We start from the raw sequence: 22825 nt of genomic DNA, 5'->3' as shown, positions 1-22825 counted from the left end.
GCCTCCGGATCGGAATGGACCGATGATCGCGCGTCGCGGCCGTGCCGGCTCCGTCGCGCTCGCCATATCGATATGGCGAGCGCCGCACCCGGTTCAGGTACGGCGATCGACCGCGTAGTCGGCGAGCACGGCCAGTGCATCGCGCGCCGGCGACGGCGGCAGCGCGGCGAGCGCGGCGCGGGCCGAGCGCGCATAGCCGGCGGCGCGATCGTGCGCGTAGTCGAGCGCGCCCGAGTCGCGGATCGCCGCGACGATGCCGTCGAGCGCGCCGGTGTCGCCCGATTCGATCGCGCCGCGCAGCAGCGCGGCCTGCTCGGGTCCGGCGCCGGCGATCGCGCGGATCACCGGCAGCGTCGGCTTGCCTTCGGCCAGGTCGTCGCCGATGTTCTTGCCGAGCGTCTGCGCGTCGGACACGTAGTCGAGCACGTCGTCGGCGATCTGGAATGCGAAGCCCAGGTCCATGCCGTAGCGCGCCAACGCATCCTCCTGCGCGGCCGGCAGACCGGCCAGCACGGCGCCCAGGCGCGTGGCGGCCGAGAACAGCACGGCGGTCTTGCGCTCGATCACGTCCAGATAGGCCTGCTCGCTGGTATCGGCATTGCCGATGTTGAGCAGCTGCAGCACCTCGCCCTCGGCGATACGGTTGGTCGTGTCGGCGAGGATGCGCATGATGCGCATGTCGTCGAGCTCGACCATCATCTGGAACGAGCGCGAGTACAGGAAATCGCCGACCAGCACGCTGGCCGCATTGCCCCACAGCGCATTGGCGGTCTTGCGGCCGCGGCGCAGGTCCGACTCGTCGACGACGTCGTCGTGCAGCAGGGTCGAGGTGTGGATGAACTCGATCAGCGCCGCCAGCGGGATGTGGTGGTCGCCGCCGTAGCCGGCCGCTTCGGCGGCCAGCAGGTGCAGCATCGGGCGCAGCCGCTTGCCGCCGCCGCCGATGATGTGCTCGGCGATCTGGTTGATCAGGACGACGTCCGAAGCCAGACGGCGGCGGATCAGCGCGTCGACCGCGCGCATGCCGGATGCCGCATGGGCCTGCACGGCGGCGATGTCGGCGATCGGGCGAAGCGCTTCGGAAGGGGCGGATGAACTCAAGAGCGGCGGATTCCGGATCGGGTCCGGCCGATTATAGCGGCGCGTGCGCGCGCTTCGGTCCGCCGCCGTATCAGGCGGCGAGCGCGCGCGCGACCAGGCCCTCGATCGCCTCCAGATCGGGGATCTGCGCGTGATCGTCGCGCACCAGCACTTCGGCCAGTACGCCGGTGCGGCGCTCGCGCGCGTCGCCGCTGGGGATCAGCAGATCCTGCGTGACCGTCACCAGGCGCGGAAAGCCCTGCGTCAGCAGCGCCAGGAACGGCATGCGCGCCTGACCGCCGAGCGCCTTGAGGACCGCGACCTTGGCGTTGCTGTAGCCCTCGGTCGGGCTGGCCTGCGTCAGCATCGAATACGAGAACAGCGGCAGGCGCCAGCCGCGCCAGGCCAGGCGCCCGAGCAGCCACTCCGGCGCGTCGGCGATGCGCTCGGGCGTCGCGTAGGTGATGACCTCGGCCACGGTCGCATTCGGCAGCAGCACGCGGCCGTTGCTGACCGGTATCAGGACGCCACGGATTTCGCGGGGCAGATCAGCCATGGGAGCGGAGGTCCTCGAATCGAAGTGGGGACGGTGCGGCCAATGCAGGGCGTTTCGTCATGCGGACGCCTCGGCGGCGCCGTCGCGCAGGCCCGCCAGATGCTCGGCCAGCGAGGTCGGCGATCCCTGGAAGCCGACGACGCCGGTCGCCAGCGCGTTCTCGACCATCTCGCTGACCACGCAGGTGGCTGGATCCTGTACCCAGACCTGGCCGCCGGCCTCGGCGACCTGGCGGCATCCGGCGGCACCGTCGTCGGACATGCCGGAGAACACGATCGCCAGCACGTCGGCGCCGAACGTGGCGGCGACCGACTCGAGAATCCGGTCGATCGACGGCTGGTGCGGCGCCGGCGGGTTCTGCGGCTGGATCAGCACCGTGCCGTCGCGCTGGATGCGCAGCTCGCGGTTCGGCGGTGCGATCAGCAGGTCGCCGGCCGCGACGCGCTCGCCGTGGCTCGGCACGCGCACCGTCAGCGCGGTGGCCCTTGCCAGCTGCTGCGCAAGCAGGTCGATGAATTCCTCGCCCATGTGCTGGACCAGCACGAACAGCGCCGGATAGCGCTTGGGTATCGCGCCGATCACCTCGCGTATCGCTTCGGGGCCGCCGATCGACGCGCAGAGCACGACGACGCGATCGACGGCGGCGCCGGCTTTCGCGTCGGGCACGGCGCTCGCGGCGGCGACGGCGTCGGCGTCCAGCCAGACCTCGTGCGCCGCGCGCGCCGGCTGCGGCGCGATCGCGTCCTCGATCGGCACCAGCTCGAACGACAGGCCGTCGGTCTCGATCGTCTCCTCGGCCTCTTCGCCGGCATACGGCGAGGCGGCTGCCATGTACTCGGCGGCCGAGATCTTCTCGACGCCGAACGGCGCCGGCGGCGCCTGCGGCGCCCCCTCGTCGTCGAGATCGAACGAGACCAGGTTCCAGTCGGGTACCGCCGGGACTGCCGGGACTGCCGGCTTCGGGTCGTCGCCGGCCGGCTGGAAGCTCTCGGAGAACACCGGCTGGGTGTCGAGCCGCGCGACCGGCGCCTCGGTCTCGGCCGGCTCTTCTTCCCAGTGTGGCCGCTCGATCGCGGCGTCCGGATCGTCGGCCATCGCGCGCGACAGCCAGTCGTCCAGATCGGCCGCGGGCGCGTCGCGCCGCGCCGGCTCGCCGTCGCCGGCGGTATCGAACGCCGCGAACAGCCGCGCCTCCTCGTCGGAGAACGCGACGGCATCGACCTGCGCGTCCGCATCGGCCGCGGCCGATGCGGCGATGCGCGGTGCGGCGACCGCATCGAATTCGGACGCGTCGGATACGAGCCGCGCGTCGAGCGGATCGAGATCGATCGGCTCGGAATCGAGCGGCGCGGCGTCGGTCGATGCGGATGTGTGTGGCGCGACGTCGAGAGCGTCGACATCGAGCGGTTCGATGTCGAGCGACACCGCCTCGAGCGTCTCGTACGCGAGCGTCTGCGCCGCCTCGCCGGCCTCCGGCGGCGCCAGCGGCGGCGCGACGTCGAGATCGTCGAACGAGAACGGCTCGTCCTCGTCGATATCGGCCACGCGCAGGTCTGCCGCTTCGAGCGCTTCGGACGGCGCCGGGACGGCCTCCTCGAGACGGCCGATCGCGGCCTCGGCGGTCGTGGGCTGCGATACGGCGGAGCCGTCGATCGCAGCGACGGACTCGTCCGCCGGCGTGGCGCTCGCCGGCGCCGGCGGGGCCGGCACCGGCTCGGCGTCGGCAGGCCGCGGCGGATCGGTCTCCGCCGGGGTATCGAGGATCTTGGCGGCCAGATGGCGCATCCAGCGCGCCTGGTCCCAGCCGGAAAGCCGGCTCGACACGTGGCCTTCGTTGATCAGCACGCGATACGGTCCGTCGCCGAGCAGGTCGTAGACCTGGTCGAGATCGCCGTCGAGTTCGGAGTCGAGGTTGACGACGACGACGCGCGCGCCGGACTGCTCGAGCGAGACGCGGTCGATCGCATGCGTGGTGGACTCGTAGACGATCGGCGTGCCGATGTCGTTGAGCACCGCGCGCAGATGCCGGCCGAGTTCGTCGGTCTGGAACAGCAGGGCGACGGGGACGGACGTCTCGGTGGCCATCACGGTTCGAGCCCCAGCACCTCGACGACGTTCTGCATCAGATCGGCCTCCTGGTACGGCTTGCCGAGGTAGCGCTGCACGCCGAGCTCGAGCGCGCGCTGGCGATGCTTCTCGCCGGTACGCGAGGTGATCATGATGATCGGCACTTCGCGCAGGCGCACGTCGTTGCGCATGTAGGTGGCCAGCTCGTAGCCGTCCATGCGCGGCATCTCGATGTCGAGCAGCATCAGGTCCGGCACGCGGTCCTGCAGCTTCTCGACCGCGTCCAGGCCGTCCTTCGCGGTGACCACCTCGAGGCTGGCGCGCTCGAGCACGCGCGTGGTGACCTTGCGCATCGTGATCGAGTCGTCGACGACCATGACCAGCGGCTGCTGGCGCACCTCGGCCTGGGCCTCGGGAATCATCAGGTCCGGCAGGATCGTGCCGCCGTCGGCGCCCTGGTCCTCGCGCAGCGCGGCCGCACGGCGCACCAGCGGGGCGAGGTCGAGAATCATCACGACCGAGCCGTCGCCCATGATCGTCGCGCCGAAGATGCCGGGAATCGAGCTGATCTGCGGACCGACCGACTTGACGACGACCTCGCGCGAGCCGATCACCGCGTCGACGCGGATCGCCGCGCGCTGGTCGCCGGTGCGCGTCATCAGCAGCGGCAGCTGCGTCTCGTCGAGGTTGCGCCCGCCCGGCACGCCGAGCAGCTGCGACAGATCGTGGAAATGGAAATCCTCGCCGCCGAACGCGTAGCGCGTATTGCCGGCCAGCAGGCGCTGGCGCAGTTCGTCGCGGTCGATGCGCACCACGCCCTGCACCGAGGACATCGGGATCGCGTAGGTCGCCTCGCCGAGCCTGACCAGGATCGCCTGCGTCACCGCCAGCGTGAACGGCAGGCGGACCGTGAACGCGGTGCCGCGGCCGGCCTGCGAGTCGATGCCGAGCGTGCCGCCGAGCTGCTTGATCTCGCTGGCGACCACGTCCATGCCGACGCCGCGGCCGGCGAGCTGGGTGATCTGGTCGGTCGTCGAGAAGCCGCTCTCGAGGATGAAGCCCTGCAGGTCGCGGTCGGACAGCTGCGCGTCGGCCTTGAGCAGGCCGCGCTCGATCGCGCGGCGGCGGATCGCGGCCAGGTCCAGGCCGCGGCCGTCGTCGGACACCTTCAGCACGACCTCGGTCGCCTCGCGGCTGAGCGCGATGTTGACGGTGCCCTCGGCCGGCTTGCCGGCGGCCAAGCGCTGCTCGGTCGGCTCGATGCCGTGCGCGAGCGCGTTGCGCAGCATGTGCTCGAACGGCGCCTTCATGCGCTCGAGCAGGTTGCGGTCCATTTCGCCCTGCGCGCCTTCGACGCGCAGCTGGGCGCGCTTGCCGAGCTCCTGCGCGGCCTGGCGCAGCGTGCGGCGCAGCGTCGGCACCAGCGAATCGAACGTGACCATGCGCGTGCGCATCAGGCCTTCGTGCAGGTCCGAACTGACGCGCGACTGCTGCAGCAGCAGGGTTTCGGACTGGCGCGTCAGCTCGTCGAACACGCCCTGGATCGAGACCAGGTCCGAGACCGACTCGCCGAGCGCGCGCGAATACTGCTGCAGCTGCGAGAAGCGGTCGAGTTCGAGCGGGTCGAACGTGGCGGCGCCCGATTCCTCGTTCTCGCGCTGGTAGCGCGCGATGATCTGCGCTTCGGTTTCGATCTCCAGCTTGCGCAGCTGCTCGCGCAGGCGGTTGACGGTCTGCTCGAACTCGACGAGGTTGAAACGAAACGAGGCGATCTGCTGCTCGAGGCGCGAGCGGTAGATCGACACCTCGCCGGCGTAGTTGACGAGCGAGTCGACCAGCTCGGAGCGGACGCGGATCATCTCCTGCGGCGCCCGCGTCGCCTCGTCGTCGTCGGCCGGCGGTGCCGGCGCGAATGCCGGTGCCGCCGCTGCGGCGCTTGCCGCCGCGGATGCGGCCGGCTGCGCGGGCGCGGCCACCGGCTGTGGCGTCTCGGCATCCTCGGCACCGGCCGGCGTCTGCCCGGCGACCAGCTGCTCGAAACGCGCGATCGCATGCTGCGGCATCGCGATCGCCTGGCGCTGGCCGACGCGCTGGACCAGGCCGTGCAGGCGGTCGAAGCCGCCTTCGAACGACTCGATCGCGGCGCGGTCCATGCGACGCGCGCCGGCGTGGATCGCCTCGAGCAGGGACTCCATGGCGTGACTGAGGTCGCCGATCGGCGTCAGGCCGGCCATGCGCGCACCGCCCTTGAGCGTGTGCAGGTCGCGCTGCAGTCCCGACAGCAGATCGAAGGCTTCGGGCGTCTCGTGCAGGCGCGCCACCAGTGAATCGGAGTGATCGAGGATGTCGCTGGCTTCCTGGACGAAGATCTCGAGCAGGTCCTCGTCGGCGTCGTCGAGCGCGAGCGCGCCGTCCGGCAGCGGATCGTCCGCGATCAGCGGCGTCTCGCGCTCGGCATCCCACCAGCGCGTCGACAGGCTCGCCGCCGCCGCGACCGGCTCGGCGGCCGGAACCGGCGCGTCCGACGCGATCGGGTCCGGTGTCGCGGCGGCGCTCTCGGCGACCGGTTCGCCGACCTCGAACGCCGGCAGCGGGTACGGTTCGAACGCCGGTTCCCGGTCCGGCGTCTCGGTGGACGACGGCGTAGAAGCTTGGGCGTTGGCCGTGACGGGCGGCGCCGCTTCCGCTTCCGCGTCGTCGGACAGCCAGGCCATGTCGTCGCTGCTCAGCTCGATCTCGATCAGCTCGGTTCCGGTCAGCTCGGTTTCGGCTGGCTCGGTTTCGGCCGGTGTGTCCAACGGCGCGTCGGCACCGATTGCCGGCGCGGCCGCCGATTCGGCGAGCAGCCATTCGATCTCCTCGGCCAGCGGGTCGGGGCGATCGTCGGCATCGCTCGGCGAGGGCGTCGGCGGTGCGCTCGCGGACAGTGCCTCGAGTGGCGCGTCCGCGGCGGTCGCGGCCGGCGAACCGGCCGTGTCGGCCGCGTCCGTGCCGGCGTCGGTGTAGCGGGCGATCAGGATATCGGTGAAATCTTCGAGCTCGGCACCGGCGTCGACCTGCGCGGCACGCTCGCGCAGATCCTCGGCCGCCGTCTCGGCGGCCGCGTCGTCGACCGTCTCGTCGCCGATCGTCCGGTCCGCAGCGGTCCGGTCCGTCCCGGCCGCCTCGTCGATGGCCGCTTCGCCATCGGCCTCGACGCTCTGCGCGGCTTCGTCGCTCTGCGCGGCCTCGACAACCGCGCCGGATGGCGCCGGCTCGAAGGCTTCTTCGTCGAAGCCCGCGCGCAGCGGGTCGAAGCCGGGTTCCGGCAAGGCATCGCGCAATGCGGTCAGACGCTCGGCCAGGTCGGCCGTATCGGGTACCGACAGGTCGCCGACGCCGATCCGCGCGATCACCTCGCGCGTCAAGCGGCAGGCGTCACCGAGCGCGGCGCGGCCGGCCGGCGGCAGCGGCGCCGATTGTGCGCCGAGCCGCTTCAGATAACCTTCCAGCGGAGACAGCACCGCGGTCAGCACCGGAATGTCGACCATCGCGATCGCGCCGTGCAGCGTGTGCACGGCGCGCTGTACCGGATCGTCCGCGCCGGGGCGCAGCGCATCGCCGGCATCGAGCCAGGCCTCGACCGTGGCCAGATGCGTATCGGTCTCGTTGCGCAGGATCTCGTACAGCACCGGATCGATCGCCGGACCGCTACCCGCGGCGTCCACGGCGATCGTCTCGGCTGCGCCGGCCGCAGCGTCGCTGCGATCGGCCCCGGAGTGCGGCCATACGGCCGGCACGCGCCGGCGCACCAGGCGCTTGACGGTGCGGCGCGCCGCGGCCGGCGGCAGCCAGGCGTCCTCGCCGGCGGCCAGACGATCGGCGGTCTCGATGATGCCGGCGAGGTCGACGTCCGCCGCGCGCTCGCCGCGCAGCGCGCCGAGCAGGTCCGGCAGCGTCGAGATCGCGGTCTGGGTCAGTGCGAACACGGCACGCGACGGCTCGATCGACCGATCGAGCACGCGGTTGAGCATGTTCTCGATCTTCCAGCTGAACTCGCCGAGCGTCAAAGCGCCGACCAGGCGGCCGGACCCCTTGAGCGTGTGGAACGAGCGGCGGATCGTCTTGACCGCGTCGAGGTTGCCGAGCTGGGCGCTCCAGCCCGGCAGCACGCGCTGCAGGCTGTCGACCTCGTCCTGGACCTCGTCGAGGAATACCTCGCGGATGTCGTCGTCGATATCGTCGGAGGCCGCGTTCTGGAAGCCGAGCGCGAGCGGTTCGACGCCCGGCACGTCCTCCTCGATCTCTTCCTCGATCTCGATCCAGGTCTGCTCGTCGGCCGGCGGCGCCGAGCCGGTATCGGTCAGCCGCAGCCCGGCCATCTCGTGGCGGTGCGGCTCGGGGCTGTGCGTGCTGCCGAGGATCAGGTCGCGCAGGTCGTCGCCGGGCGCGATCTCGACCGCGGTGTCGAGTTCGACCGCCGGCAGCTCGACCGCGGGCAGCTCGAGCGGCGCTTCCGGCGCATCGGAGCTCCAGTCCGGCCCGGCCGCGGGCGTCGCCGCCGCAGGCTCGAGCGCCGGCTCGGGTGCCGCCGCTGCCTCGGGCGCGGCCGGCACCGGCCAGTAGCCGAGCGAGGCCAGGCTTTCGCGGGTGACGTCGAGGATGCGCTCGCGGCCGCTGCGCTGCTCGCGCGTGGCCTCCAGGTAGTATTCGATCGAGGCCAGCGCGTCGGCCAGCTTGTCCATCTGTTCGACGGTCGGGATGCGCCGGTGCCGGATCAGCTCGATCTCGACGAAGCGCACCACGCCCGGCATCAGGTCCGCCGCGGCTTCGAGGCCGAGCATGCGCAGCGCGCCGGCGATCTCCTCGAGCAGGCGCGGGATCAGCTCGACGCGGCTGTGATCCCACGGCGACTCGATGAACGCGACGATGTCGTGCTTGGCCTGCTGGATGTTGATCGCCGCCTCGCGCATCAGCGCGTCGAGGATCTTGCGCACCTCGGCGCGCGGCAGCTCCTTGCCCTCGGCGGCGTCCTCGTCGCCGGGGCCGCCGGCGCCGAGGCGCTCGATGTGGTCGTCCAGCGAGGCTTCGACGTAGAGCAGGGCGCCGGCGACGTCGAGCAGGCTGCTCTCGTCGACCGGCCGCTTGCCGTTGGCGATCTCGTCGACGATCTGGCGCTGTTCGCCGACCACGCGGCGCGGCACGCCGAGGCCGAGCATGCCGAGCGTGTCGCCGACGCGGTCGAGGATCTCGGTCTGCGCGCCGAGCGTCGCCGGATCGGCGTCGCGCGTGCGCAGGAAGATGTCGAGCACTTCCTTGACGCGCAGCAGGTCGTCCTTGATCGCAGCCGACACGGTGTCGAGCAGGTTGCGGTTGTGGCCGGTCATCGCGCCCTGCGCGTGCTCGACCTCGCGTGCGCTCGGCAGCAGTCCGTCGAGCTGGTAGGTCGCGCGGACCTCGCTGACGCGGCCGCCGCGGCCGCCGGAGTTGGCCACGTAATAGAGCAGGTTCTGCAGCAGTTCGCGCGGCGGCCGCGCGTGCAGCGCGTCCTCGCCGCCTTCGGCGAAGCGCTTGATCTCCAGGTCGATGCGGCCGAACAGCAGCTTCAGCGTGACGCCGACGTCGAGCGCACGGTCCTGCAGCGCCTCGACCACGGCTGCCGCGACCCACCACAGCCGGCGCGGCTCGACGCGGCTGGACAGCTCGCGCAGGCGGTCGAGCACGCCGATCAGCCGCTGCAGCGCGGCCGCCTCGTCCTCGCCGCGGAACCAGCGCAGCAGGCTGGCCTGGTAGGCCAGGCGCAGCCGCGAGGCGGCCTGGCGCTGCTGTTCGACCGGCAGCGGCTGAGCCGCGCCGGCGGCGCCGGCCGGCAGCTCGACCGCCATGTCCGGCGCGAACAGCGCCGACTCGGAGAGCAGCTTCTCGCCGCGGCAGGCGCGCAGGTCGTTCAGCAGCGGCAGCAGGACGATCGGGATGTCCTTGTGGCCGCCCTGCAGGCGTTCCAGATAGTCGGGCAGCTGCACGATGCCGCGCATCAGCACCGAATAGGCCTCGTCGCGCTCGCCGATCGCGTCGTCGAGCAGCGCCTTGACCAGCTGCTCCATCTCCTCCACGACCAGCGCTGCGCCGTACAGCTCGATCATGCGCAGCGTGCCCTGCACCTGGTGCAGGTGGCCGCCGCAGATCCGCATCAGGCTGCTGTCGGCCGGCGTGTCGACGTAGGCCTCCAGCGCTTCCTGGGCCTGGTGCAGCGTCGAGTCGAGCTCGTGCTTGATCCAGCCTAGGCTCGTGAATTCGATGTCGTCTTGCAGCTTCATCGTTCGTTCTCTGGGCGACGGGCAGGGAAGTCGCCTTCGCTGCGCATGATGGATACGAATGCAATCATCATGCCTCCTCGGGATCTTCCGGCGGTGTCGGCTGCCGGCATCAACCCGGCAGCTTGAAGTCCGCGACCGACCGGCGCAGGTCCGCCGCGAGCTCGGCCAGATTGCCGATCGACTCGGCGGTCTGGCTGGCGCCGACCGAGGTCTGGGTGGTGATTTCCTGAATGACGTTCATCGTCGCCGAGATGTTGGTCGCCGCCAGCGACTGCTGGCGCGCGGCGGTGGAGATGTTCTGGATCAGGTCCGCCAGATCGTTGGACACCTTTTCGATCTCGCCGAGCGCCAGGCCCGCGTCCTCGGCCATGCGCGCGCCGGAGACCACTTCGGCGGTGGTCTGCTCCATCGAGCTGACCGCCTCGTTGGTGTCGGACTGAATCGTCTGCACCAGCGTCTCGATGCGCTTGGTCGCGCCGGCCGAGCGTTCGGCCAGCCGCTGCACCTCGTCGGCGACCACCGCGAAGCCGCGACCGGCCTCGCCGGCCGACGCGGCCTGGATCGCCGCGTTGAGCGCCAGGATATTGGTCTGCTCGGCGATGTCGTTGATCAGTTCCACGATCGAGCCGATTTCCTGCGAGGATTCGCCCAGGCGCTTGATCCGCTTGGAGGTCTCCTGGATCTGGTCGCGGATCGAGTCCATGCCGTCGATCGTCTGGCGCACCACGGTCACGCCCTTGGTCGCGATCGCCACCGACCGCTGCGCGACGTCCGCGCTCTCGGAGGAGTTGCGCGAGACCTCGTCGATCGACACGGCGATCTCGTTGACCGCGGCCGACGCCGAGGTGATCTGCTGCGCCTGGTGTTCGGCCGCTTCGGCCAGATGCATCGCGGTCGCCTGCGTCTCCTGCGCGGCGGCGGCCACCTGTACGGCGGTCTCGTTGATCGTCGTCACCAGCGAGCGCAGCGCCTCGACCGCGAAGTTGACCGAGTCGGCGATCGCGCCGGTGATGTCCTCGGTGACCGTCGCCTTGACGGTGAGGTCGCCTTCGGCCAGCGAGCCCATCTCGTCGAGCAGGCGCAGAATCGCCTCCTGGTTGCGGTGGTTGAGCTCGGCGGTGACGTGGTAGCGCTTCTGCTGGTCGCGGATCAGGCTGAAGCCGAGGATCAGCAGCATCAGCAGCGAGGCTGCGCCGGCGACCGCGCCGAAGATCGGGTTCGGCAGCAGGCGCGCGTTCGGCAGCCGTTCGATCGCCGTGGCCAGTTCGGCGGCGCGCATCAGCACGTTGCCGCTCTCGTTGGACGCGTCGATCGAGGCCGCCTTGACCTCGTCGATGCCGGGGCCGGCGTCGATGATGCGCTGCACCGGATTGCCGAGCATGCCCCACTGCTCGTTGACGTCGTCGAGGATCGTGCGTGCGTTGGCGTTGTCGAGCGGGCGGATCGACAGTTCCGGCGCGCCGTTGATCAGGCCCGACAGCACCGTGCCGTACAGCCGCGCGTCGCGCTGGAAGCCGCCGACCGCGGCCTCGCTCTGGCCGCCGGCGAGGATTTCCTGCAGGCGGCGCATCATGCGGTCGGCCAGCAGCATCTGGCGCGCCGAGATGTAGACCTGCGAGGCCGGCGCATTGCGGTCGGTCAGGATGTTGACGACCTCGTTCATGCGCGAGTTGAGCACCGGCATGCGCGTGTTGAAGTCCGACGCGGTCGCGGTCGCGTCGAGCACCAGCTCCTTGCGGCTGAGGATGCCGGCCGCCTTGGCCGACAGCACGCGCCAGCCGTCGCTGAGCTTGGCCAGCGCGGCGCTGGCGCCTTCCTCGCCCTGGTAGCCGGGCATGCCGACCTCGGGGTTGCCCTCGTTGAGGTAGCGCACGCGCGCGTCGATCTCCTTGCGGCGCGCGTCGAGCTGGTTGAACGCATCGAGGTTGCCGCCGGCCGCCTCGGAGGCGAACTTGGCCAGCTCCTGCGATTTCACCTGGATCTCGGTCGTGTAGGCCACCGCCTGGCGGTCCTGACCGTTCTTGATGTACATCCAGCCGAAGTTGAAGATCACGAACGCCAGCAGCAGGCCGAGCAGGACGATCTGCCACCAGTTGCCGCCCCGCTCCTTCGCCGCCAGATTGCCGCTAGTAGTGCTCATCGGTTCTCTACCTCAACGTGAAACTCGATACGGCCAGATCAGCGTCATCAGGACATCCGTACGCCCCCTTGCCATACCTGGCATGACTCTCCTGGTGACCGGCGCCGCCGTCGGCGGCGCAGCCCGTTTCGCGTTCCGCCGCGCGCTGCGCGCCGCGGCTGGTCCGGTCGGCGGCGAGGCGCGCTGCTTCACGCCGCCGCTTGCTGGAATTCGGGTGCGCGCACCAGGGCCGCCATGCTGAACATGCCCCAGAGCACCTCGCCGAGCGGCACGCGCTCGCGCACGTAGCGCTCGTAGCGCGCGTCGTCCTCGGCCACCGCCTGCTCGCGCAGCTCGTCGGCGAAGCTGCGCTGGCCGAGCACCTCGTCGACGAGCAGGCCGACACGCCCGGCCTGCTGGCGCACGATCAGCACGCGGCTGTTCTCGGTCAGCTGGGTCGGCGTGCCTTCGACGAAATCCTTCAGATCGATCACCGGCACCAGGCTGCCGCGCACGTTGGCGACGCCGAGCAGCCACGAACGCGTGCCCGGCACGATCGCGATCGCCGGCAGCGTCAGGATCTCGTTGACCTCGCCGATCGTGCTGGCCAGGTAGCGCTGGCCGACGCGGAAGCCGATGCCGCGCCACAGGCCCGGCGCCTCGGCCTGCTCGGGCGCGCCGGCGGCGTGCGCCAGACTGCGGCGCTCGTACTCGGCCAGGGCTTCGAACGGACTCAGGAAGGCAGGGGCGGAGGTCGACATCGTGAGGTCCTCTAGGCCGACAGCAGGTCGTCGATCTGGCCGAGCAGTTCTTTTTCGGCGACCGGCTTGGTCATGAACGCCTTGGCGCCCTGGCGCAGCGCCCAGATGCGGTCGGTCTCCATCGACTTGGTGGTCACCATGACGACCGGGATCGCCGAGGTGGCCGCGTCGCGACTGAGCTGGCGCGTGGCCTGGAACCCGTTCATGCCCGGCATGATGATGTCCATGATCACCAGATCAGGTCTCGCCCGGCGCACCTGGTCGATGCCTTCCTCGGCGCTCGGCGCACTGCTGACGCGGTGCCCGGCCTTCTCGAGGAAGCCGGTGAGCACGCGGACTTCCGTCGGCGAGTCGTCGATGATGAATATGTGTGCCATCGCGTGCCCCCATCGCGTCGAATGGCCGGTCCACTCATTTGAGGTCCACGTGCCGGCGGATCGCGCCGAGCAGTTCCTCACGCGTGAACGGTTTGGTCAGGTATTGCTCGGATCCCACGATGCGGCCGCGCGCCTTGTCGAACAGGCCGTCCTTCGACGAGAGCATGATGACCGGCGTGGACTTGAACAGCTGGTTGTTCTTGATCAGCGCGCAGGTCTGATAGCCGTCCAGGCGCGGCATCATGATGTCGACGAAGATGATGTGCGGCTGCTGGTCGGAGATCTTGGCCAGCGCCTCGAAACCGTCGGTGGCCGTGATGACGTCGCAGCCTTCCTTGCGCAGCAGGGTCTCGGCGGTGCGGCGGATGGTCTTGGAGTCGTCGATGACCATGACCTTCAGGCCGCCCAGGTTGTCAGTTCTTGCCTCGTCCACCTGCGGATTCCCCAACCACCAAGCCGAGTCGAGCTTCTTAACCGTCGCTTAGCGAGACTGTCAAGTTTCTTTTGTAAGCGCAAGAAAGAACGACAAAAAGCCAGGCTCGAGACCTGGCCGGCCGGCGTCCCCTCGCGATCGTGGCTGTAGTATATGCCGCGGGTGACGACCGGAAACGGTGTGCCCATCCCATTTTCCGGCCGACGGCCCGACGCGGAGTGCCCATGCCCTCGACCCTTGCCGTCCTGATGGATCCGATCGAGAAGATCCGGGTCAAGAAGGACTCCACGTTCGCGATGCTGCTCGAGGCGCAGCGGCGCGGCTGGACGCTGCTCTACATGACCCAGGGCGATCTCGCGCTGCGCGGCGCCGAGCCGTACGCGCGGCTGGCGCCGCTGTCGGTCCAGGACGATCCGGACGACTGGTTCCGCCGCGGCGACGCGGTCTGGCGCGACCTGCGCACGATCGACCTGATCCTGGCGCGCAAGGACCCGCCGGTCGACGCGCAGTTCGTCTACGACACGATGGTGCTGGAGCTCGCGCAGCGCGGCGGCGCCCGCGTCGTCAACGACCCGCGCAGCCTGCGCGACGCCAACGAGAAGCTGTTCGCGCTGCAGTTTCCGCAGTGCATCGCGCCGACCCTGGTCGCGCGCGACGCCGCCGAGCTCAAGCGTTTCACGGCCGAGCACGGCCAGGTCGTGCTGAAGCCGCTCGACGGCATGGGCGGCCGCGGCATCTTCCGCTCGCACCACGGCGATCCCAATCTCAACGTGCTGCTCGAGACCCTGACCGAGAACGGCCGCCAGCTCGCGATCGCGCAGCAGTTCATTCCGCAGATCGACGCCGGCGACAAGCGCATCCTGCTGATCGACGGCGAGCCGGTGCCGTATGCGCTGGCGCGCATTCCGCAGGGCGACGAGTTCCGCGGCAACCTGGCCGCCGGCGGCAAGGGCGTCGGCGTGCCGCTGTCCGAGCGCGACCGCTGGATCGCCGCCGAGGTCGCGCCCGAGCTGCGCCGGCGCGGCCTGGTCTTCGTCGGCCTCGACGTGATCGGCGACTACCTGACCGAGATCAACATCACCTCGCCGACCTGCATCCGCGAGCTCGACGCGCAGTACGGGCTCAACATCGCCGGCCAGCTGTTCGACCGGCTCGAGGCCGGCCCGCGCTGATGGCGGCGCCGGGCATCGCCGACCGGCTCGGCGTGACGCTGCTGTTCTCGGTGGTCGCGCACGCCGTGATCGCGCTGGGCCTGACGTTCGAGTACGAGAAGGCCGCGCCGCACCTGCCGTCGCTGGACGTGATCCTGGTGCAGTCGGCCAGCGGCGAGCAGCCCGACAAGGCCGACTTCCTGGCCCAGGCCGCCAACAGCGGCGGCGGCGACGCCGACCAGCCGCTGCGGCCGAGCGAGCGGTTGTCGAGTCCGGTGCCGAAGGCGACCGAGGGCATCGCGCCGCTGCCGACCGAGGACGGCGCGCCGCGGCCGAGCACGGCACGCCGGGCCGAGATGCTGACGCGCGAGCGCTCGGACTTCAGCGTGCGGACCGACCGCGAGGCGCCCCAGACCGAGCCGGTGCCGCAGCTCGCCGAGCGCGAGGCGCTGCAGCGCCGGCTCGAGATGGCGCGGCTGGCCGAGGAGCTGCAGCGCGAGTCGCAGCGCTACGCCAAGCGGCCCAAGCGCAAGTACATCTCGGCCAATACGCGCGAGCATGCGTTCGCGGCCTACATGCGCGCCTGGGTCGCCCGCGTCGAGCGCGTCGGCAACCTCAACTACCCCGACGATGCGCGCCGCCACCAGCTCAAGGGCGAGGTCATCATGACGGTCGGTCTCAACCGCGACGGCAGCGTGCGCAGCGTCGACGTGATCAAGTCCAGCGGCCACAAGGCGCTCGACGAAGCCGCCGAGCGCAGCATCCATCTGTCTTCGCCGTTCCCGGCCGTGCCCGACACCGCCGAGAAGGTCGACGAGCTCTACATCACGCGGACCTGGCAGTTCCTGCCGGGCGACGTGCTGCGCACGCAGTGATCGGGCCGCGTTCGCTGTCCGTCCGGTGAATGCCGGGTGCGCGCAGGGCGGGCGCGGCGCCGTACAATGCGGCCCATGCAAGCTTCGAGCGGACTGGCCAACCAACTGCTGATCGCGATGCCCGGGCTGCGCGACGCCAATTTCGCGCGCAGCGTCACGTTCGTGTGCCAGCACGGCGAGGACGGCGCGATGGGCCTGCAGATCAACCGCCTGTCCGAGTACCGTCTCGGCGACCTGCTCGACCAGATGTCGATGCGCTCGGAACTGACCGACGTCAACGACGCGCCGGTGCTGATCGGCGGGCCGGTGCAGCCCGAGCGCGGCTTCGTCTTGCACTCGCCGCACGGCGAGTGGGAATCCTCGTTCCGCATCTCCGAGCGGATCAGCGTGACCACCTCGCGCGACATCCTCGCCGCGATCGCCGAGGGCAACGGGCCGCGCCAGTCGCTGGTGACGCTCGGCTACTCGGGCTGGGGCGCCGGCCAGATCGAGCAGGAGCTGCGCGAGAACGCCTGGCTGACCGCGCCGGTCAGCGAACAGATCCTGTTCGAGACGCCGCTGGACCGGCGCTGGCAGGCCGCCGCGGCGATCCTCGGCGTCAGCGACCTGGTGCAGTTGGCCGGCTATGTCGGCAACGCCTGACCCGATCCTCACCGTGCTCGGCTTCGACTACGGCAGCCGCCTGATCGGCGTGGCGGTCGGCAACCGCCTGGCCGGCAGCGCACGCGCGCTGACGACGATCGGCAACGGCGCCGCGCCGGAGTGGACGCGCCTGGACGACCTGGTCCGCGAGTGGAAGCCCGATGCGTTCGTGGTCGGCCTGCCGCTGACGCTCGACGGCGGCGAACAGGCCGCCACGCGCGGCGCGCGCGCGTTCGCCGCCGCGCTCGGCAGGCGCTACGGCCGTGTCGTCTATGCGACCGACGAGCGCTATACCTCGCGCGAGGCCAGCCGCCGCTTTGCCGACCGCCGCGCCCAGGGCGCCGCGCGGCGCAAGGACGCCGCGTCGATCGACGCGCTCGCCGCCGAGGTCATCCTCGAAGCCTGGATGGCCGCCCCCGACGATTCCGTTGCCGTGATCCCGTCATGACCGACCAACTCGACGCCGCAGGACGCCTGCGCCACCTGATCTCGCTGCACGGCCTGGGCGCCGCGCGCATCACCGCCCTGCTCGACCGTGCCGCCGACCTGCGCGACGCGCAGCGCCGCGGCGGCGGCGCCGCGCTGCCGCCGCTGCTGGCCGGCCGCACCGTCACCAACCTGTTCTTCGAGCCGTCCACGCGCACGCGCACCAGCTTCGAGCTGGCCGCGCGGCGGCTCGGCGCGGTGGTCGTCAACTTCGACATCGCCGCCTCCTCGACCAGCAAGGGCGAGACGCTCGAGGACACGCTGGCGACGCTCGAGGCGATGGACTGCGACGCGTTCGTCGTGCGCCACAAGGAGAACGGCACGCCGGAGCGGCTGGCCCGGCACGCGCGCGCCGCCTCGATCGTCAACGCCGGCGACGGCAATCATGCGCATCCGACCCAAGGCCTGCTCGACGCGCTGTCGGTCCGCGACCGGCTCGGCGCGGTCGCCGGGCGCCGCGTCGTGATCTGCGGCGACGTGCGCCATTCGCGCGTCGCCCGCTCGGACGCCGACGTGTTCGCCGCGCTCGGCGCACGCGAGATCCGCCTGTGCGGTCCGCAGGCGCTGCTGCCGGATCCGGACGCGTTCCCCGGCTGCACGCGCTTCGAGGATTTCGACGCGGCGCTGGAAGGCGCCGAGGTGATCGTGATGCTGCGCCTGCAGAAGGAGCGCATGGCCAGTGCGATGATCGCCGACGAGCGCGAGTACCACGCGCGCTACGGCCTGGACACGGCGCGGCTCGCGCGCGCCGCCGCCGGCGCGGTCGTGCTGCATCCGGGGCCGATGAACCGCGGCATCGAGATCGCCGACGCGGTCGCCGACGGCGCGCAGTCGCTGGTGCTCGAGCAGGTCGCCAACGGCGTGTTCGTGCGCATGGCGGTGCTGGCCGCGCTGCTGGAGCGCTGACGGGCCGCCGCGTCGGGTTTCAACCGCACGCCGACGGCCTGGCTGCCGGCGCGCGGAACGGCCGGGGCTCGTTGCCGGGGCCGGCTGCGCCGATCTGGGGACGGGGCCCGCGCCGGGCCGCCGGCCCTCTCATCTTCATCATCAGGGAGACACCCATGGACATCCTCGTCAAACGCCTCGCGATCGCCTGCGCGGCCCTGGCCCTCGCCGCCTGCGGCAAGAAGGCCGACATTTCCGATCCGCTCGCGTTCATTCCGGCCGACACGCCGTACGTGGTCGCCAACGTCGAGCCGCTGCCCGAGGCGACCGTGCAGGTCTTCGCGGCACAGATGAAGGTGTTCTGGCCGGCGATGTTCGAGCAGCTCGCGCCGGTCGTGACCGAGCTGGAGAAGGATCCCAAGCACGCCGACGCGGCGCGCGTGGTGCGCGCGCTGTACGACGAACTCGCGCCGCGCGACACGCCCGAGAAGCTGGCCGAGATCGGCCTCGGCATGCAGATCCGCTCGGCGTTCTACGGCGTCGGCCTGATTCCGGTGCTGCGCGTGGAGCTGGCCGATCCGGACGCGTTCCGCGCCGCCGTCGCGCGCGTCGAGAGCAAGGCCGGCGCGAAGCTCGGCACCGGCCGCATCGGCGAGCAGGATCTGTGGATCGTCGGTGCCGAGGAGGTGCAGGGGCTGATCGCGATCCAGGGCCGCCATCTGGTCGCGACGCTGGCGCCGACCAGTGCCGACGAGGCGCTCAAGCGCCGCCTGCTCGGCCTGGACCGGCCCGAATCCTCGCTGGCCGCCTCCGGCGAGCTGGTTGCGCTGAACACCGCCGAAGGCTATCTGCCGTACGGCAGCGGCTGGGTCGACCTGCGCCGCGTCGTCGCACTGATCGACCGCGACCCGGGCTACCAGGCCTTCGCGAAACTGGCGACCGAGACGCCGCCGGCGCTCGACGCGACCTGCCGCGCCGAGGCCGAGGCGATCGTCGCGCACATGCCGCGCGCCAGCTTCGGCTACACCGCGCTCGATGCCGGGCACATGACGATGCGCAGCCTGCTCGAGCTCGACCCAGCCCTCGCGCAGTCGGTGCAGGCGCTGGCGGTGCCGCCGCCCGGTTCGGCTTCGACCGCCCGCAACCTGCTCGATCTGAGCCTGTCGGTGCCGGTGCTCAAGCTCAAGGACTTCGTCGAGAAGCAGGCCGACGCGATCCTCGCCGCGCCGTACCAGTGCGAGGCCCTGGCTTCGCTCAACGGCAGCGCGGCCGACCTCAAGGCGAAGATCGGCCAGACCGTGCCGCCGCCGCTCAGCGATCTGACCGGTCTGCGCATCAGTCTGGACCGCTTCGACTGGACCGCCGACAAGCCCGACTTCGCCGCCAAGCTGCTGGTCGCCAGCGGCGATCCGGCGACCCTGGTCAGCATGGCGCAGCTCGCCGTGCCGGCGCTGCGCGACGTGCAGATCCGTCCCGACGGCACGCCGGTCGATCTGGTGCTGCCGCCGGAAGCGGCCAGCTTCGTCGAGTTCGCGCAGGCCGCGATGGTGCCGCAGGCGCTGGGCATCGCGTTCGGCACCGGCAGCGCCGGCGGCGACCTCGGCAGCTGGATCGCCGAGCCGGCCGCGACCGACGCGCAGCTGCTGTCGTTCCGCTACAGCAGCCGGCTCTACGGCCTGATCGGCGATGCCACCAAGCGCTTCGCCGAGGCGATGCCGGAGGAGCAGCGTGCGATGATGGACGGCCAGGTCCGCATGTACGCGCTGTACGAGCAGTGGTTCAAGCACTTCGACCAGCGCATCGAGGCGACGCCGAAGGGGCTGGTCTTCGTGCAGGATGTCGAGCTGGCGCAGCCCTGATGCACGCGCGGGTCCGGCCGGCCGGACCCGCTGCAGTCCTCGCAAGCGGGGCGGCGCCACCGGTGCCACCCCGCCGCTTCAGTCTTCGCTCTGCGTGACCGGCAGCGCACGGATGAACACGTCCACGCGCAGCCCGACCGGCAGCGGCGGCTGGCCGTCCAGCGCGATCAGCACTTCGAGAATCTTGGCGTCCTGCTTCTCGGCCGGATCGCCCGAGGACTGGTTGCGCGGCCCCATGCGCCGGCTGACATGACTCACGCGGCCGGCGAAGCGCTGGCCGGCGAACGCGTCGGAATACACGCTCGCCTCCTGGCCGGCGCGGACGCGGCCGATGTCGAGCTCGTCGACGTCGGCGCGCACCTGCAGGCGGCGCAGGTCGCCGATGCGCGCCAGCGGTATCGGCGCCAGCGCGACCACGGTCTCGCCCTCGCGCTGGTCGCGCTTGAGCACGGTGCCGTCGATCGGCGAGCGGATCAGGCTCTTCTCGAGCAGCGCCTGGGCACGATCGCGCTCGGCCTCGGCCGCGGCCAGCGCCGCGTCGGCGGCGTCCAGATCCTCGCGGCGCGCGCCGGCCTCGAGCAGGGCCAGCGCGGCGGCCGCGCGGCGGCGTTCGGCTTCGGTCGCGGCGGCCTGCGCCTCGGCCTGCTCGCGCTGTTCGGCGCTGATCAGGCCGCGCTCGGCGATCGTCGCGCGGCGCTTCGCCTCGGCCGCCGCCAGCCGCTGCTGCGCGGTCGCCGCGGCCAGCACCGCGGCCGCCTGGTCGACGTCCTCGCGGCGCGCGCCGTTGCGCAGCCGCTCGCGCTCGGCGCGGCGCAGCGCGACCTGTGCCTCGGCCGCGGCCAGCGCGGCGCGATACTCGGCGTTCTCGATCTCGGCGATCAGCTGGCCGGCGCTGACCGCGTCGCCCTCGTCGATCAGCACGCGCGCCAGGCGTCCGGACAGCTGCGGGATGATCACGCGCTCCTCGCCGGCCGGCTCGACCAGGCCGCCGGCGGCGACGCGCGGCTCCTCGGCCGCGGGCGCGGGCGCAGAATCCGGCGCGCGCGCGCAGGCGGCGAGCAACGGCAGCAACAGGCACAGCGGAGCGTAGGCGCGCATCAGGGACTTGGGCCGTGGACGAAACCTGCGCCGGCATCCGGCGCGGACGGACGGCGATCGTCGATGAGCCGGCCGTCCTCCAGGTGAAGGATACGGTCGCCGAAGCGCTCCATGCGTGGATCGTGGCTGACCACGACGACCGCGCAGCCTTCGCGGTGCGCCAGCTCGTGCAGCACGGCGGCCACTTCCTGGCCGGTGCGGCCGTCCAGCGCCGCGGTCGGCTCGTCGGCGAGCAGCAGTTCGGGCGCGCCGGCCAGGGCACGCGCGATCGCCACGCGCTGCTTCTGGCCGCCGGAGAGCTCGGCCGGAAAGTGATCGCGCCGGTCGGCCAGGCCGAGCCGGTCGAGCAGGCGCTCGGCCTCGCCGCGGCGGCGCGCGCGCGGCACGCCCTTCAGATCGAGCGCGATCGCGACGTTCTCCCAGGCGCGCAAGGTCGGGAACAGGTTGTAGTGCTGGAACACGAAACCGACGTGGCGCAGCCGCAGCCGCGCCAGCGCCTCGGCGTCGAGGCCGGCCAGCGAATGGCCGAACAGGGCGACCTCGCCGCCGCTCGAACGCAGCAGGCAGCCCATCACCTGCAGCAGCGTCGTCTTGCCCGAGCCGCTGGGCCCCAGCAGCAGGCTGAGCTCGCCGGCGTCGATGCCGAGGTCGACGCCACGCAGCGCCTCGAACGCGGTCGCGCCGCGGCCGTAGGTCACGCGCGCGTCGCGCAGATGCACCACGCGGCGGCCGCTCACCGGGGCATCGCTCATTGAAACACCGCCGTCGGATCGATCCGCATGAGCCGCCGCACCGAGACCACCGCGCCGAACGCGCACATCAGCACCGTCAGCGCGGCCAGTACCGCCGCCAGCCACGGCGGCATCGCGACCGCCACGTTGGTGCGCGAGGACAGCGCGACGACGATCAGCACCGCCAGCATGCCGCCGGCATAGCCGATCGCGGCGCTGATCGCGGCCTGCTTGAGGATCACGCGGTTGAGATAGGCGGTCGGCGCGCCGATCGCGCGCAGCGTCGCGTATTCGGGCAGGCGGTCCATCGTGGTCGCGTACAGCGTCTGGCCGACGATGACGACGCCGACGATCAGGCCGAGCACGGCCGCCAGCAGCAGCGCCGAGCCGGCGCCGGTGGTGATCATCCAGTAGGTCTGCGCCTGCCGCGCCAGGTCGCGCGCGTGCCAGACGTCGACCGCGCCGAGCCGGCGCTCGAGCGCGGCGCGGACCGTCTCGGTGTCGGCACCGGGGCGCGTATGCACGAGCAGGTACGTGGTCTGCGTGTCGGGGAATCCGGCCAGCCGCTGCGCGTGGCGGTGGTGCATGAACACGTACGGGCTCTGCGTGAACGTGCGGATGCCTTGCGTGAAGCCGACCACGCGCGCGCGGCGGCGGTTGATCTCGACGGTGTCTCCGATGCGCGCGACGCCGAGCTTGCCGGCGTAGAGGCGGTCGATCACGACCGCGTCGTCCTGTTCGAGATCGGCCAGGCGTCCCTCGACCAGCCGCCACGGGGCGCCTTCGCCACGCACCGGATCGAAGCCGACCAAGCCGACGCTCTCGCTGCCGCCGTCCGGCCGCGTCCAGAAGCCGAACTGCATCATCAGCGGATCGACCCGCGCCACGCCCGGTACGCCGAGCGCCTCGTAGCGGCGGCGCAATTCGAGGCGGCCGGTGATGTCGAGGTTCGTGGTGCCGGCCGGCGTGATCCACAGCGGTGCGTCGGTGTGATCGACCAGGCCTGAGGTCGTGCGCGTGAAGCCGACCAGCAGGCCGAGCTGCACGCCCATCAGCATGACCGCGAAGACCACGCCGACGATCGTCGCGGCGAAGCGCGCGCGATCGTGCGCGAGGTTGCGCCAGGCCAGCAGGGTGGTGCCGTCGATGCCGCGTTCAGTCATCGCGGCGTCCGGGCCGGCTCGGGATCGCCGGTGCGCCGCCACGATCGGCGTCTTCGCTGCCGTTCCGGTTCACGCGGCGCCGTCCTCGCAGGGAAAGCCCGATTGTTTCAGAAGCCGCCCGGACATGCCGGGCGCGGCTCGCGCCGGATCGACCGTACGGGGGCGGCCTGCACGCCGTGCGCGCGGCGTGCGCAACTTCGGTCAGCTCGAGTGCCGTACGCGCGCCGCGCGGTGCGGCCGGCTTCC

At 71.4% G+C, this 22825-nt stretch carries 17 protein-coding genes; 6 read left to right on the top strand and 11 right to left on the bottom strand.

Annotated elements, in window-relative coordinates:
• Positions 1-93: 93 nt before the first annotated feature.
• The 8 genes from VMR06_RS10885 to VMR06_RS10850 form a co-directional block, all read right to left on the bottom strand.
• The gene (locus VMR06_RS10885; protein WP_325376168.1) at positions 94-1023 is read right to left on the bottom strand and encodes a polyprenyl synthetase family protein; all 930 of its coding nucleotides are present in this window, start codon (positions 1021-1023) and stop codon (positions 94-96) included.
• A 148-nt stretch (positions 1024-1171) separates the two neighbouring features.
• A complete protein-coding gene (locus VMR06_RS10880) occupies positions 1172-1636 on the bottom strand; it encodes a chemotaxis protein CheW (protein WP_325376145.1) in 465 nt (154 codons plus the stop codon).
• A 57-nt stretch (positions 1637-1693) separates the two neighbouring features.
• Positions 1694-3721 (bottom strand): chemotaxis protein CheB, encoded by a 2028-nt coding sequence (locus tag VMR06_RS10875; RefSeq protein WP_325376143.1) that lies wholly within the window; start codon positions 3719-3721, stop codon positions 1694-1696.
• Entirely contained in the window at positions 3721-9999 is a 6279-nt protein-coding gene (locus tag VMR06_RS10870) for an Hpt domain-containing protein (RefSeq protein WP_325376141.1), read from the bottom strand. The genes VMR06_RS10875 and VMR06_RS10870 overlap by 1 nt, the downstream gene beginning before the upstream one ends.
• 109 nt (positions 10000-10108) lie before the next feature.
• Positions 10109-12139: a methyl-accepting chemotaxis protein gene (locus tag VMR06_RS10865; RefSeq protein WP_325376138.1), complete on the bottom strand. Its 2031-nt coding sequence runs from the start codon at positions 12137-12139 to the stop codon at positions 10109-10111.
• 188 nt (positions 12140-12327) lie between these two features.
• The gene (locus VMR06_RS10860; protein WP_325376135.1) at positions 12328-12879 is read right to left on the bottom strand and encodes a chemotaxis protein CheW; all 552 of its coding nucleotides are present in this window, start codon (positions 12877-12879) and stop codon (positions 12328-12330) included.
• Positions 12880-12890: 11 nt separating this feature from the next.
• Positions 12891-13256 carry a response regulator gene (locus tag VMR06_RS10855; RefSeq protein WP_325376133.1) on the bottom strand — a complete coding sequence of 122 codons (366 nt, stop codon included), beginning with the start codon at positions 13254-13256 and terminating at the stop codon, positions 12891-12893.
• Positions 13257-13290: 34 nt separating this feature from the next.
• Complete coding sequence (locus tag VMR06_RS10850) at positions 13291-13647, bottom strand: response regulator (protein ID WP_325376166.1); 357 nt, start codon at positions 13645-13647, stop codon at positions 13291-13293.
• Between the two features lie 266 nt (positions 13648-13913).
• On the opposite strand from VMR06_RS10850, the gene gshB reads away from it, so the two are divergent.
• The 6 genes from gshB to VMR06_RS10820 all read left to right on the top strand — a co-directional run bounded on the left by gshB (position 13914) and on the right by VMR06_RS10820 (position 19587).
• Entirely contained in the window at positions 13914-14861 is a 948-nt protein-coding gene (gene gshB / locus VMR06_RS10845) for a glutathione synthase (RefSeq protein ID WP_325376129.1), read from the top strand.
• Positions 14861-15715: a TonB family protein gene (locus tag VMR06_RS10840; protein WP_325376128.1), complete on the top strand. Its 855-nt coding sequence runs from the start codon at positions 14861-14863 to the stop codon at positions 15713-15715. Before gshB ends, VMR06_RS10840 begins: the two co-directional genes overlap by 1 nt.
• A 66-nt stretch (positions 15716-15781) precedes the next feature.
• Complete coding sequence (locus tag VMR06_RS10835) at positions 15782-16357, top strand: YqgE/AlgH family protein (protein WP_325376126.1); 576 nt, start codon at positions 15782-15784, stop codon at positions 16355-16357.
• Complete coding sequence (ruvX, locus tag VMR06_RS10830) at positions 16341-16805, top strand: Holliday junction resolvase RuvX (RefSeq protein ID WP_325376123.1); 465 nt, start codon at positions 16341-16343, stop codon at positions 16803-16805. The genes VMR06_RS10835 and ruvX overlap by 17 nt, the downstream gene beginning before the upstream one ends.
• Positions 16802-17749 (top strand): aspartate carbamoyltransferase catalytic subunit, encoded by a 948-nt coding sequence (locus VMR06_RS10825; RefSeq protein WP_325376120.1) that lies wholly within the window; start codon positions 16802-16804, stop codon positions 17747-17749. The genes ruvX and VMR06_RS10825 overlap by 4 nt, the downstream gene beginning before the upstream one ends.
• A 155-nt stretch (positions 17750-17904) precedes the next feature.
• Positions 17905-19587: a hypothetical protein gene (locus VMR06_RS10820; protein WP_325376118.1), complete on the top strand. Its 1683-nt coding sequence runs from the start codon at positions 17905-17907 to the stop codon at positions 19585-19587.
• A gap of 78 nt (positions 19588-19665) precedes the next feature.
• On the opposite strand, the gene VMR06_RS10815 is transcribed toward VMR06_RS10820, so the two are convergent.
• The 3 genes from VMR06_RS10815 to VMR06_RS10805 are packed head-to-tail and all read right to left on the bottom strand — an operon-like array spanning position 19666 to position 22579.
• Entirely contained in the window at positions 19666-20685 is a 1020-nt protein-coding gene (locus tag VMR06_RS10815; protein WP_325376116.1) for an HlyD family secretion protein, read from the bottom strand.
• The gene (locus VMR06_RS10810) at positions 20685-21437 is read right to left on the bottom strand and encodes an ABC transporter ATP-binding protein (RefSeq protein WP_325376113.1); all 753 of its coding nucleotides are present in this window, start codon (positions 21435-21437) and stop codon (positions 20685-20687) included. The genes VMR06_RS10815 and VMR06_RS10810 overlap by 1 nt, the downstream gene beginning before the upstream one ends.
• A complete protein-coding gene (locus VMR06_RS10805) occupies positions 21434-22579 on the bottom strand; it encodes an ABC transporter permease (RefSeq protein ID WP_325376111.1) in 1146 nt (381 codons plus the stop codon). The genes VMR06_RS10810 and VMR06_RS10805 overlap by 4 nt, the downstream gene beginning before the upstream one ends.
• Positions 22580-22825: the final 246 nt, after the last annotated feature.

The sequence above is a fragment of the Dokdonella sp. genome (assembly GCF_035511235.1).
GTDB lineage: Bacteria > Pseudomonadota > Gammaproteobacteria > Xanthomonadales > Rhodanobacteraceae > Dokdonella.
This window is presented reverse-complemented; position numbering and strand designations above follow the sequence as displayed.